Source organism: Bradyrhizobium sp. SPXBL-02, assembly GCF_051853065.1.
GTDB lineage: Bacteria > Pseudomonadota > Alphaproteobacteria > Rhizobiales > Xanthobacteraceae > Bradyrhizobium.
Genome location: NZ_CP182474.1, coordinates 3,343,974 through 3,356,844 on the forward strand (window position 1 = coordinate 3,343,974; position 12,871 = coordinate 3,356,844).

12 protein-coding genes and 1 tRNA gene are annotated in these 12,871 nt (G+C 63.9%); 8 read left to right on the top strand and 5 right to left on the bottom strand.

Features of this window, described 5'->3' with window-relative positions; translation table 11 throughout:
• Positions 1–143 precede the first annotated feature (143 nt).
• Both ACNJYD_RS15350 and ACNJYD_RS15355 read left to right on the top strand, forming a co-directional pair.
• A complete protein-coding gene (locus ACNJYD_RS15350) occupies positions 144–359 on the top strand; it encodes a hypothetical protein (RefSeq protein ID WP_025037058.1) in 216 nt (71 codons plus the stop codon).
• A 93-nt stretch (positions 360–452) separates the two neighbouring features.
• Positions 453–845, top strand: coding sequence for a RidA family protein (locus ACNJYD_RS15355; protein WP_212260369.1), 393 nt, complete (start codon positions 453–455; stop codon positions 843–845).
• A 182-nt stretch (positions 846–1,027) separates the two neighbouring features.
• Here ACNJYD_RS15355 and ACNJYD_RS15360 read toward each other — a convergent pair whose 3' ends face one another.
• Positions 1,028–1,699, bottom strand: coding sequence for a TetR/AcrR family transcriptional regulator (locus ACNJYD_RS15360; RefSeq protein WP_439366819.1), 672 nt, complete (start codon positions 1,697–1,699; stop codon positions 1,028–1,030).
• 207 nt (positions 1,700–1,906) lie between these two features.
• Between ACNJYD_RS15360 and ACNJYD_RS15365 the strand changes: the two genes are divergently transcribed.
• From ACNJYD_RS15365 to ACNJYD_RS15375, 3 genes are all read left to right on the top strand, one after another.
• Positions 1,907–3,142 (top strand): acyl-CoA dehydrogenase family protein, encoded by a 1,236-nt coding sequence (locus ACNJYD_RS15365; RefSeq protein WP_172783166.1) that lies wholly within the window; start codon positions 1,907–1,909, stop codon positions 3,140–3,142.
• Between the two features lie 140 nt (positions 3,143–3,282).
• On the top strand, positions 3,283–4,341 hold the full coding sequence (locus ACNJYD_RS15370; protein WP_439366821.1) for a phosphotransferase family protein: 1,059 nt from the start codon (positions 3,283–3,285) through the stop codon (positions 4,339–4,341).
• A 350-nt stretch (positions 4,342–4,691) separates the two neighbouring features.
• Complete coding sequence (locus ACNJYD_RS15375) at positions 4,692–5,318, top strand: LysE family translocator (RefSeq protein ID WP_439366823.1); 627 nt, start codon at positions 4,692–4,694, stop codon at positions 5,316–5,318.
• Positions 5,319–5,437: 119 nt separating this feature from the next.
• Here the strand turns inward: ACNJYD_RS15375 and argE are convergent, their stop codons facing one another.
• Both argE and ACNJYD_RS15385 read right to left on the bottom strand, forming a co-directional pair.
• On the bottom strand, positions 5,438–6,616 hold the full coding sequence (gene argE / locus ACNJYD_RS15380; RefSeq protein WP_439366825.1) for an acetylornithine deacetylase: 1,179 nt from the start codon (positions 6,614–6,616) through the stop codon (positions 5,438–5,440).
• A 1,220-nt stretch (positions 6,617–7,836) separates the two neighbouring features.
• Positions 7,837–8,622 carry an SDR family NAD(P)-dependent oxidoreductase gene (locus ACNJYD_RS15385; RefSeq protein ID WP_212254923.1) on the bottom strand — a complete coding sequence of 262 codons (786 nt, stop codon included), beginning with the start codon at positions 8,620–8,622 and terminating at the stop codon, positions 7,837–7,839.
• Between the two features lie 133 nt (positions 8,623–8,755).
• Here ACNJYD_RS15385 and ACNJYD_RS15390 point away from each other — a divergent pair, with 133 nt between their 5' ends.
• On the top strand, positions 8,756–9,454 hold the full coding sequence (locus ACNJYD_RS15390) for a histidine phosphatase family protein (protein WP_172783171.1): 699 nt from the start codon (positions 8,756–8,758) through the stop codon (positions 9,452–9,454).
• A gap of 33 nt (positions 9,455–9,487) precedes the next feature.
• A complete protein-coding gene (locus ACNJYD_RS15395) occupies positions 9,488–10,255 on the top strand; it encodes an SDR family NAD(P)-dependent oxidoreductase (protein ID WP_439366827.1) in 768 nt (255 codons plus the stop codon).
• Positions 10,256–10,449: 194 nt separating this feature from the next.
• On the opposite strand, the gene ACNJYD_RS15400 is transcribed toward ACNJYD_RS15395, so the two are convergent.
• Positions 10,450–11,685 (bottom strand): serine hydrolase domain-containing protein, encoded by a 1,236-nt coding sequence (locus ACNJYD_RS15400; RefSeq protein ID WP_439366828.1) that lies wholly within the window; start codon positions 11,683–11,685, stop codon positions 10,450–10,452.
• 148 nt (positions 11,686–11,833) lie between these two features.
• Between ACNJYD_RS15400 and ACNJYD_RS15405 the strand changes: the two genes are divergently transcribed.
• Positions 11,834–11,909, top strand: a tRNA-Trp gene (locus ACNJYD_RS15405).
• A 116-nt stretch (positions 11,910–12,025) separates the two neighbouring features.
• Here ACNJYD_RS15405 and ACNJYD_RS15410 read toward each other — a convergent pair.
• On the bottom strand, positions 12,026–12,787 hold the full coding sequence (locus ACNJYD_RS15410) for a glycosyltransferase family 2 protein (RefSeq protein WP_212254926.1): 762 nt from the start codon (positions 12,785–12,787) through the stop codon (positions 12,026–12,028).
• Positions 12,788–12,871: the final 84 nt, after the last annotated feature.

The window sequence follows — 12,871 nt, forward strand, 5'->3', positions numbered from 1 at the left end:
AGCCATGGACGCGCGCGCCATGTTGGGGCTTGCGTGAAGCTTGCCCACAATCCCCAGCTAATCCCGGTCCGTAGTCGCACAGGCTTCCGCTTTGCCTCAGACTCTGTTTCGATCTCTCCACTTGAGTTCGGGGAGGGAAGTGAATGTCCTACACGATCGGGTTCCAGGCCAAGGACCAGAAGGCCGTTCTGGCGACCGAGGCGGCCACCGCCAATCAGGCCGTCGCCATCATTGCCGCGCTGCGGCAGAGCGCTGACGAGATCAAGTTCATCCGCTCACCGCAGGAAGGTGAGATGGGAATCGAGATGCTGTTGCTGCTCGCCAAGGAAGAGGCTGAGGAGATGCCGCAGCGGGCGTAGTTCCCCGCATCCACACTTCGAGCTTAAGCGAACCATGCCGGCTACGATTAGTGTAGTCAGCGGATAGACTCGCTCGAACCGAAGGTGGCCGCCATGAAACGCGAAGCGCTCCGCGTCGAACCGATCTCGTCGTTCCTCGATCGCTGGAAGGCGCCGGCCTCGCCGGTGACGCGCGCCGGCAACATGATCTTCGTCTCCGGCCTGCCACCGTTCGACCCCGGCACCGGCGAGATCGCCGTTGCCCCGATCGAGCGCCAGAGCGAGATCATCATGGAGCAGATGAAGCTGTGCCTCGAGACGGCCGGCGCCTCCCTCGACAACGTCATGAAGTGCAACGTCTACTGCACCTCCACAAAACACTTCGCGGCCTTCAACGCGGTCTATGCGCGTTACTTCCCGCATGACGCGCCGGCGCGGATCTTCGTCTGCACGCCGGAATGGTTTGGCCCCTTCGACGTCGAGATCGACTGCATCGCGATGATGTGAGGTGGTGGCTTCACCTCTCCCCGCTTGCGGGGAGAGGTCGGATTGCATCGAAGATGCAATCCGGGTGAGGGGGTACAGGTGCCTCGAAAGTCTCACGCGCGGAGAGAGGCCCCTCACCCCAACCCTCTCCCCGTAAGAACGGGGCGAGGGAGCACACCGTCGCTGCGGCGGCGGCTCGATCTTCAACGCGCATCCCGCACCAATGTACGCGCCGGCGCCTTGCTCTCCGCCCGCCCCGCCGTCAGGGCCATAGTCGCCACGCTGACGACGCGCGCGACCACGTCCTCGACGTCGTCGAGATCGCATTTGCCTTCCGACAGCTTGGTCAGCCGCTCGCTCTCGCGGATGGTGTGATGCGCCATCGCGAGCGCGAAGTTGAGGCCCCAATAGATGTCGACGTCGCTGCGGTCGGGCAGGGATCGTCGCATCGCGCCGACGAATTTGCGCAAATGGTCGATCTCGCGGTTCTTGATGCGCCGGATCGGCGGCACGGATTCGATCGAGGCGCGGATCATGAAGCGCGCCGCGGTCGAGCGCTGGTTCTCAGGACCGAGGCAGCCGCGCAAGGTCGGCCCGACCAGCGCGCGCAGGATCACCTCGATCGGCGCGCGGCCGCCGCCTTGCTCCTCCGCCGCCTTCAATTCGCGCAGGCGCTCGCGGTTGGTGGCGATCGACCGCGTGACGAACAATTCCGCGATCAGCTCGTCCTTGGAGCCGAAATGATAGTTCACCGCGGCGAGGTTGACGCCCGCCTCCGCGACGATGTCGCGCAGCGTCACGTCGCCGAAGCCGCGGTCGGCATAGAGCCTTTCGGCGGCGGCGAGAATGGCAGACCTCGTATGATCGCTGGCCATGGATGCCCTCGGGGAGGGAGTTGCAATTCAAACAGTTGTATGAAACTATCGTTTGAAGGCCGGGAAAAGTCAATCCGCAATCGGGACTCGTTCGCAAAAGCGGCTGGGTTTCGGCGGGTCCGCAGCGCCGGCGCATTCGCGCTTGCGGGTCACGCGATGCGGGAGGACAGTCCGGGCAAAAGGACTAGCGAAAGAGAGGAGCGTCCCATGGACTTCGATATGTCGCCCAAGCAGAAGGAATGGCTCGACCGCGTGCGGTCCTTCATGGCCAAGCACGTGCGCCCGGCTGTGCCGATCTACGATCAGCAGGACAAGAGCGGCGACCGCTGGAAGGTGATCCCGGTTCTCGAGGACCTCAAGAAGAAGGCGAAGGCCGAAGGCCTCTGGAACATGTTCATGCCGCCGAGCGAGCATGAGGACGACGAATTCCGCGGCGCGGGACTGACCAATCTCGAATACGCGCTTTTGTCGGAAGAGATGGGCCGCATCACCTGGGCCTCGGAAGTGTTCAATTGTTCCGCGCCCGACACCGGCAACATGGAAGTGTTCATCCGCTACGGCACCAAGGAGCAGAAGCGGAAATGGCTGCGCCCGCTGATGGACGGTGAGATCCGCTCCGCCTTCCTGATGACGGAACCGGCGGTCGCCTCGTCCGACGCCACCAACATCGAGACCCGCATCGAGCGCGACGGCGACCATTACGTCATCAACGGCCGCAAATGGTGGTCGTCCGGCGTCGGCGATCCCCGCTGCAAGATCGCGATCCTGATGGGCAAGACCGACTTCAAGGCGGCCAAGCACCAGCAGCAGTCGCAGATCCTGGTTCCGCTCGACACGCCAGGCATCAAGGTGGAGAAGATGCTGCCCGTGTTCGGCTTCGACGACGCGCCGCATGGCCATGCCCAGGTGCTGCTCGAGAACGTGCGGGTGCCGAAAGAGAACATCCTGCTCGGCGAAGGCCGCGGCTTCGAGATTGCGCAGGGCCGTCTCGGTCCGGGCCGTATCCATCACTGCATGCGCACTATCGGCAAGGCCGAGGAGGCGCTGGAGAAGATGGTGAAGCGGCTCGCATCGCGCACCGCGTTCGGCAAGAAGATCGTCGAGCACTCTGTGTGGGAACAGCGCATCGGCGAAGCCCGGACCAACATCGAGATGACGCGGCTTCTGTGCCTCAAGGCGGCCGACATGATGGACAAGGTCGGCAACAAGACCGCGCAGGCCGAGATCGCCATGATCAAGGTCGCCGCGCCCAACATGGCGTTGAAGATCATCGACGAGGCGATCCAGGCCTTCGGCGGCGGCGGCGTCTCGGATGAAGCGGGCCTTGCCAAGGACTACGCCCACATCCGCACGCTGCGGCTCGCCGACGGCCCGGACGAGGTGCACAACCGCGCCATTGCCAGGCTCGAGCTTCGGAAGTATGCAAACTCTCCAAGTCACTGAGAGGGAGGGCCCGACGGCGCTCCCGACCTGAAGCAACGACAGGGCTTGATCCGGTGACCGCTTGACGCAAGTGCGTCAGCGGTTACCGATTAGGATCATGCTCGACCTGAAATGGTCAGGACTGAAGAGGGAGCGTCACCGTGGCTGACGGCGTCAGGAAAGACGAAGAGTTCTCGGGCACCAAGCCGGTCGAGGAGCGGCATCGTTTCGACGAGCTGCGCCTTGAGGCGTGGATGCGCGAGCAGGTCGAAGGTTATGAAGGCCCGCTGGTCGTGCTCCAGTTCAAGGGCGGCCAGTCCAACCCGACCTATCGCCTTAACACGCCGAACCGTTCCTACGTGATGCGCCGCAAGCCGTTCGGCAAGCTGCTGCCCTCGGCGCATGCGGTCGACCGCGAATATCGCGTCATCGCGGCCCTTGGAAAGCAGGGCTTTCCGGTCGCGCGCGCCTATGCGCTGTGCCAGGACGACGGCGTCATCGGCGCGGCCTTCTACATCATGTCGATGGAGGAGGGGCGCGTGTTCTGGGATCCGACGTTGCCGAGCCAGGACAACGATGCGCGCCGAAAGATCTTCACCAGCAAGATCGAGACGCTGGCGAAGCTCCACATGTTCGACCCCGTCGCCATCGGCCTCGGCGACTTCGGCAAGCCCGGCAACTATTTTGCGCGGCAGATCGACCGCTGGACCAAGCAGTACCGGGCGTCCGAGACCCAGCACATTCCCGAGTTCGAGAAGGTCGCCGAATGGCTGCCCAGGACCGTGCCGGAGCAGGCGCGCGTCTCGATCGTCCATGGCGATTACCGCCTCGACAACATGATTTTCCACGCGACGGAACCGCGCGTGCAGGCCGTGCTGGACTGGGAGCTGTCGACGCTCGGCGATCCCATGGCCGACTTCACCTATCTCTTGATGCAATGGATCATGCCGGGCCTCGAGGGTGCCGACCTCGAGGCGCTCAACATCCCGAGCCTGGAAGAGGCCGCGCAGATCTATTGCGACGTCACAAAGATGACGGTGCCTGATCTCAACTGGTATTTCGCCTACAATTTGTTCCGTCTTGCCGGCATCACCCAGGGCATCGCCGGCCGCGTCCGCGACGGCACCGCCGCCAACGCCAAGGCGCTGGAGTCAGCCAAGCGCACCGTGCCGCTGTCAAAGGCCTCATGGGAATACGCGCAGAAGGCAGGCGCGGTGTAGGAACAACGAAGGCGCGGCTGATGGCCGCGCCTTTTTCCTTCGCGGCTGGTTTCGTAGGGTGGGCAAAGGCGCGTAGCGCCGTGCCCACCATCTCTCCGCGATCACACGAAAACGGTGGGCACGCTTCGCTTTGCCCACCCTACGGCACCTACGCTTCGTAGTCTCCGTCATTGCGAGCGCAGCGAAGCAATCCAGATTCTTTCCGCGGCGGCAGCCTGGATTGCTTCGCTGCGCTCGCAATGACGAGGAGGCGGAATGCGAGACTCGCAATTCACACCGCGCAAGCGCCTTTCGCAGCGACCGAGTCCTTGTATTCCTTGTGTGCCCAATCCGCTCCGGGAGACCCGCGCATGATCGACCACACTACCCTCATCACTTACGTCCTCATCGTGCTCGGTTTCGTCTTCATTCCGGGACCGGCAACGCTGCTCACCATGGCGCGGGCGGCAAGCTCGGGAACGAAGGTCGGCATCGCCACGGGTGCGGGAATCGCCACCGGAGACCTGGTACACACGGGGATGGCGATTGTCGGACTCTCGGCGATCATCGCCACATCGGCGTTGCTGTTCAGCATCGTCAAATATGCGGGTGCCGCGTTCCTGATCTATCTCGGCATTCGCGCGATGCTGGACAAGGCGCCGATCGAGCTGAACGGCAGCGCCCCTATGATCAGCGCAGGTCGCGCATTCCGCGAGGCCGTGCTGGCCGAAGTGCTCAATCCCAAGACCGCGCTGTTCTTCCTGGCGTTCCTGCCGCAATTCGTCCAGCCGGAGTCAGGATCAACCGCTCTTCAGCTTGCGATCCTCGGCATGGTCTTCGTGCTGCTCGGCCTCGTCAGCACGGTCGTGTTCGCCGTGGGGGCGGGGCGTCTCGGCCAACTTCTTCGCCGCCACCCGGCTGTCGTCAGATGGCAGGGCAAGGTGGTCGGGACCATTTACTGCGCAGTCGGCGTTCGGCTCGCCCTGCAGGAGCGGTGAGGCGGCCAGGCTGGCTCTGGTAGGGTGGGCAAAAGCGCGTAGCTTGTGCCCACCATCTTTGCGCGATCAGGTAATAGTGGTGGGCACGCTTCGCTTTGCCCACCCTACGGCAACGCCGCCTAAGACGCCGTCTTCGCACAATGCGCGATCAGCCTTTCCACGAAGCCCGCGCATTTCTCCAGTTCCGCCATCTCCACGAACTCGTCCGGCGTATGCGCCTGCGCTATCGCGCCGGGGCCGATCACCACCGAGGGGATGTCGGCGATGCTGGCGAACAGGCTCGCCTCGGTGCCGAAGGCGACCTTGGCGTGGTCGTTGCGCCCTGCGAGGCTCTTGGCCAACGTGACGATGGCGGCGTCGGCGGCGGTGTCGAGCGCGGGATAGTCGAGGATCTCCTCGAAATCGATGCCGCAGTCGGCATGTCTCGCCTTCATCGCCGGCTCGATCTCGGCCTTGGCCCAGGCGACGATCGCATCGGTCACCTCCTTGGACTCGGTGATGCCGATGCCGCGGCATTCGAAATCCACGGTGCAGGTATCAGGCACGATGTTCAGCGCCGCGCCGCCATGCACGATGCTGGTGAGCAGCGTCGAATGCGGGACGTCGTAGAGGCTGTCAGCCGACCGCGCAGCCTCGAGCGCCACGGCGCGGCGGCGGATCTCGACGATCAGCTCGGCGGCATATTCGATCGCATTGACGCCGTCGGGGGCGATCGAGGAATGACGCGCGAGCCCGCGGAACGTGGCGCGCACGCCATGCTTGCCCTTGTGGCCGATGATGACCTGCATCTGGGTCGGCTCGCCGATGAAGGCGCCGAGCGGCCTGATCGTCTTCTTCGCGACCTCGTGCAGCATCGGCCGCACGCCGACGCAGCCGATCTCCTCGTCATAGGAGATCGCCAGATGAATCGGCGTCTTGAGTCTCGCCTCCGTCATCTCCGGCACCATGGCGAGGCACACCGCCACATAGCCCTTCATGTCGGTGGTGCCGCGGCCGTAGAGCTTGCCATCGCGCTCCACCAGCTTGAACGGATCATGGCTCCAGTCCTGGCCCACGACAGGCACCACATCGGTATGGCCCGACAGCACGAATCCCGGCCGATCCTCCGGCCCGATCGTGACCCAGAGCGAAGCCTTCTCGCCGGTGTCGTCGACGATGCGCTCGCCCTTGATCCCGAAGGAGGCGAGATAGCCCTCGATATGGGCGATCAGGGGCAGGTTGGTGCGGTCGCTGACGGTGTCGAACGAGACGAGGTCGGCGAGGAGCTTTCGGATGCGGTCGGGTCTTGAGCTTGGCATTGTCATATTCTGTTGGAGAGCAGGAAGGCTGAGGTGCCTGCAGGAACCATACCAACGTGGCGGTGGGATGGGCAAATCAACACCGCAGCCGTCATTCCGGGGCGATGCGCAGCATCGAGCTATGGTGCGCAATTGCGCACCTGAGAATCCATCGGACCGCACGACGCGCTGAGAAATGGATTCCGGGCTCGCGACTTCGTCGCGCTCCGGAATGACGGGGAGGTCTACCAAACCTTGCGTTGTCCGTCGGGCAAAACACCGAGGCATCGGTCAAGACGAGGCCGATAAAATATTCCGCTTTACCGAAATTCGGAAACCGCGTATGTGTCGCGTAACTCGGCCCAAGGAAGAGGGGCGGATCGCGATCGTCACGAACGCGGGCCGGGCGGCGGTGGACGCGGATGGCGTCGGCGCGAACGGCTTTGCAGGGCGGGCAACCGTGAGCGAGGTCGTCGCGCATACGACCGGTGTCATCAGCGTACGGCAAAATCGTGTGGTCCTGACGCCCGGGGTCTGTGCGTCAAGTCTTGTGGTGATGTGGTTGCCCGACCGGGCGATGCGCATCAGCCATCCGCAAGGTGACGGGGGCAATAGTGCATCGCTCCCCGGGGAGAGCGCGACATAAGCCGTAAAACCACTGCGCAGGGAAGGCCGGATGTTTGGCTTCACCTGTATGCCGCTGTGCAAATTCTTGTTGCCACCTTTCGCACAGTGGACCGTGGGTGCCCGGCCGGCACCCGGTCTTCCCTGCGCCCTCTTTCAATTGAGGGTGAGACGACGAGCAAAGCTCGGGCGAAATGCGCCGCGAGGATGCGGAAGCGCGTCTGCAACGACACACTCGCTGTCATCCCGGTTTAACCGGGCGATCCAGTACTCCGAGACAGTTATGGCTCAATCGATAGGCCGCGTCGTACTGGATTCCCCGCCTTCGCGGGGAATGACAGTAGCATTTGTCCTGCCACCCCGTCATTGCGAGCGCAGCGAAGCAATCCAGAGTCTCTCCGCGGATGCATCCTGGATTGCTTCGCCGCGCTCGCAATGACGATGCGGAGGCAGGTGTGCGCCAAAACTCCCGCTCTCGTGCCCCGGACGCTGCGCAGCACGAAGTGATGCGCTGCAGAGCCGGGGCCCATGCAGCAACGAACGCCGTAGCCTTCCTGGGTCCCGGCTCTGCGCCGCATCGCTTGCGCGCTGCGTCGCGTCGGGGACACGAGTGCGAACTAAACCGGCTTGCCCGTATACGGCATCGATGCCGTCAAGCCGCCGTCCACCGGGAACGCTTGCCCGTTGACATACGAGGCCTCGTCGCTCGCCAGGAACAGTCCCATCGCCGCGAGCTCGTGCGGCTGGCCGGGGCGCTTGAGCGGATTGAGCTGGCCGATCTTGTCGGCGGTGCCGCGCTCCTTGGCGCGGTCGAAGATCGGCTTGGTCATGCCGGTCTCGATCAGGCCGGGGCAGACCGCATTGATGCGCACGCCGGTGCCGGTGAGCGAATAGGCCGTCGTTTGCACCAGGCTGATCACGCCGGCCTTGCTCGCGGCATAGGGATGCCCGCTCGCGCCAGCCTTGAGACCGGCAACAGAGGCGGTCAGCACGATCGCGCCGGACTGCTGCTTGACCATATGCGGCATCGCGTATTTCACCGCGAGGAACGGCCCGATGAGGTTGACGCGCAGGATCTCCTGCCAATGCTCGACGGTCTGCTCGGCGAGCGGAACGAGCCCGCCGGAGACGCCGGCATTGGCCCAGATGACGTCGAGCCGGCCGTGCGTCTTCACCGCCTTGTCGATCATTGCGATGACGTCCTTTTCGGAGCCGGCATCCGCAACCATCGCTTCCGCGACGCCGCCGGCCTTTTTGATCTCCTCGACCGTCTCCTTCACAGCTTCGGTGCGATCGACCGCGATCAGCTTGCCGCCTTCCCTGGTGAACAGCAGCGCAGCCGCACGGCCGATGCCGCTGCCGGCGCCGGTGATGATGACGGATTTGCCTTGCAGGCGGCCCATGCGTTTCTCCCTTTTGCTCGCGCACGACGCTTGCCGTGCGACGGAATTTCAAACAAGATTTCAAACGGCAAAGTGTCTTGAGACACGTTCGCTACTCACGTACAGCGACATCAGACGGGATGGAAGGGTTTCGATGGCAGGTGCAGACAAGCCGAATGTGGTCATCACGCGGTGGTGGTGGGTCCGTCACGCGCCGGTGCGCAATGACGGCGGCAACATCTACGGGCAGAGCGACATCGCCTGTGACACCAGCGATACCTATGTGTTCAATGCTGTCGCCAAGGTGCTGCCACATCAGGCGGTCTGGTATTCGAGCAATCTGATGCGCACCCATCAGACCGCCGAGGCGATCTGGGCCGCAGGTTTTCCAAGGCCGGCATCGATGAAGCGGGAGGCGGATCTCGCCGAGCAGAACCTCGGCCGCTGGCAGGGCATGAACCGCGCCCAGTTCATTGCCAGCCGCCCCGTCGGCGCGAGCTGGTTCGCCGACATCAACGAGCCCGCGCCCGGCGGCGAAAGCTTCATGGACCTCTACAACCGCACGCGCCGCACCATCGAGCGGATCAACGCCGAGGCGGCCGGGCAGGACATTATCGCGGTGGCGCACGGCGGCACCATCAAGGCGGCGGTCGGTCTTGCGCTCGGTGACCGGCCGGAGCAGGGGCTCGGATTCGATATCGACAATGTGTCGGTGACGCGGCTCGATCATTTCGCGAGCCCCGAGCGCACCCTCTGGCGGCTGCCGATGGTCAATCAGCAGCCGTGGATCGCGGATCCCGCGCACGCGGCAATGCATCAGCCGGCGGGACCGGAAGTCAAGAAGCTGGCCTGACACTGAATACGAAAATCAATCTGGGAGAGAAGCATGACCTTGTTCGACATGAAGGGGAAAGTCGCCGTCATCACGGGATCGACGCGTGGCATCGGGCTCGCGATCGCCGAGCGCATGGCCGAGCACGGCGCGAAGGTGGTGATCTCCTCGCGCAAGGCCGACGTCTGCGAAGAGGTGGCGAAGGGCATCAACGATAAGTTCGGCAAGGGCACCGCGGTCGCGGTCGCCGCCAACATCTCGTCGAAAGAGAACCTGCAAAACCTCGTCGACGAGAGCAACCGTGCCTTCGGCAAGATCGACGTGCTGGTCTGCAACGCGGCGTCGAATCCGTATTACGGCCCGCTCGCCGGCATTTCCGACGATCAGTTCAGGAAGATCCTGGACAACAACATCGTCGCCAACAATTGGCTGATCTCGATGGTTGTGCCGCAGATGATCGAGCGCAAGGACGGCTCGATCATCATCGTCTCCTCGATCGGCGGCCTGAAGGGCTCGACCATCCTCGGCGCCTACGCCATTTCGAAAGCCGCCGACATGCAGCTCGCGCGCAATCTCGCCTGCGAATACGGCAAGCACAACATTCGCGTGAACTGCATCGCGCCCGGCCTGATCAAGACCGATTTCGCAAAGGCGCTGTGGGACAATCCGGAGAACCTGAAAGCCTCGACCTCGCGCTCGCCGCTCTTGCGCATCGGCATCCCCGACGAGATCGCGGGCGCGGCCGTGTTCCTGGGCTCGAAGGCCGGTGACTTCATGACCGGCCAGACCATGGTGATCGACGGCGGCGCGACGATCAGCTGACGCGATAGAGCTTAGAAGGGAAGCGGCACCTGCCCACCCAACAACCAGTGTCATCGCCCGCGAAGGCGGGCGATCCAGTACTCCGCGGCGGAAGTTGCGTAAACGAACTGCTGCCGCGGCGTACTGGATGCCCCGGTCAAGCCGGGGCATGACAGCGAAAATGTAAATAAAGATTGGTGCGTAAGCGCAGAGCCTCACTCCACCGCCGCGTAAACCAGATCCCGCACCAGGGTCCGCGTGTAGTCGCGCTGGCCCGGCCCCTGGCTCATGAACACCGCAAACAGATCCTCCTTCGGATCGATCCAGAAGAACGTACCGGCAATGCCGCTCCAGAAATACTGGCCGACGCTGCCGGGGAAGGGGGCGATACCGGCCTCGCGGCGCACGGCAAAGCCGAGACCGAAGCCATGGCCCGGCGACAGCAGCGTGCCATTGGTCGCAACGCCTGGCCCGAGGTGATCGGAGGCCATCAGCTCCAGCGTCTTGCGGCCGATGATCCTGTTGCCGTCCAGCGTACCGCCATTGCGCAGCATCAGGCAGAAGCGGGCATAATCCATCGTGGTCGAGACCAGGCCGCCGCCGCCGGATTCCATCACCGGCTGCTCGAGCATGTTGAACAGCGCGACCTTGTCGCCGGTCCAGGGATCGGCCGCGAACGGCTCAGCAAGGCGGCCGGCGTTGGCCTGGCTTGTCGAGAAGCCGGTTTCGGCCATCTGCAGTGGCGCGAGCACGCGCTCGGTGAGGAAGGTGCCGAGCGATATGCCGCTGACGACTTCGATGATGCGGCCCAAAATATCCGTGGAGCGGCTGTAGTTGAATTCCGCGCCGGGCTGGCAGACCAGCGGGAAGCTCGCCACCAGCGCGGCGTGCTCGGCATTGGTGATCTTGCGACTGCGGACGCGGGACTCCTGGTAGAGCTTGTGCACGGGGCCGTCGCCCTGGTGCTCGTAGGTGAGGCCGGAGGTGTGGCGGAGCAGGTCCTGAACGGTCATGGGCCGTGCCGGCGGCACCAGCTCCAGCTTGCCGTCCTTGACGATGCCGACCTGCTGGCTCGCAAACTCCGGGATGAACTTTGCGACGGCATCGCTGAGCAGGAGCTGGCCGTCCTCGACCAGCGCCATGATGCCGACCGAGACGATCGGCTTGGTCATCGAGAAGATGCGAAAGATCGAATCCCGCGCCATCGGCGCCGCGCCTGCCGGGCTCTGCTTGCCGAGCGCCTCGAACCAGCCGATTTGGCCACGCCGCGCCACCAGCACGGTGACCCCCGGAACGGTTCCCTTGTCGATCTCGCGCTTGAAGGCGTCCGACATGGCCTGCAGACGCGGCCGCGACAGCCCGAGCGTCTCCGGGCGGGCTTCCGGCAAAGCCGGGGTATGGAGCGCGGTCGGGGCCTGTGGGGCGGCTGTGGCGGTCGCTGTAACGGTCATGGGCACTCCCGATTGTTCTTCGTTATGGCCGATGGACTGTGGCCCAGAACCCCCGGCACAAACAAGCGAAGCCGGCGCGGTTCACCCTTGCAAACCGGCCGCTCTCTGTGCTTGAAAGCGCCCCTGATCCGCGGCGACGCGGGTTCGTAGGAGTGTAGCTCAATTGGTAGAGCACCGGTCTCCAAAACCGGGGGTCGCAGGTTCGAGCCCTGCCACTCCTGCCAGTCAAATCAATCACTTAGATTAGGACTTGGTAGGGTCTTGGCGGGAAGGCGTCCCGCGTGCGCGCTGGGATGCTGCAGCCCCTGTGCTGGACGTCCCGTGTCAGGGCCCGGCGAGGCTAGCGCGCCGGGGTCCGTTCCGCGTCGGCGGGGATCTGACTGAGATTGACGTTCCGGATGGGAACGCGGCGCAGCAGTGAAAGGATGGTCCCGCCGAGCTCGAAATAGGTGCGCAGCCGCAGCGCGCGGGACGACCCCTTCAGCTCCGCGTTCAGGCTCACCGGAACCTGGACGTAGGTGAGGCCGAGCTGGAGCAGCGAGATCAGGGCACAGATCTGATAGCCGTAGCCGTCCGCCTTGACCGCGATCTGGCGCAGCCATTTCACGGGGTAGACGATCATGCTGTGGTAATCGGACAGCCAGAAGCCGAATAGGCAGTTCAGGATGAACCGCAGCGAATGCGACTGCAATGAGCGGTTGACCGAGCGGTCCGACTGGTTGTCGCGATAGGTAATGACGAGGTCGGCGGCGCCCGCCGCCTTGAACATCCGGGCAATACCTTCGTTCTGGAAGGCGTGATCGCCGGGGATGAGCGTGATGGCATCGAATTTCGCGCGCGACAGCGCATATTCGAAGCCGGCACCGACACCGCGCCGTTCGGCATTGTGATGCACGATGATGCGCGGCTCGCCGGCCGCGAATTCGTCCATGATCGCGCCGGTGGCGTCGGTGCTGCCGTCGTCGATCAGGAAGATCTCGAAATCGTCGAGCAGCTCGCGGGCAAGCGGCAGCACGCCGCCGATCGTGTCGGCGATCTTGTCCTGCTCGTTCAGAGCAGGAATGACGATCGTAAGCCTTTTTGCCGCCCTGGAAGGTGTCATTTGATACCGCCGTTGCCGGCCACTCTTTACTGGTGAACCCTCAGCGCAACTCTAGGTCATCTGCGCCGGACGAACAATGCGACT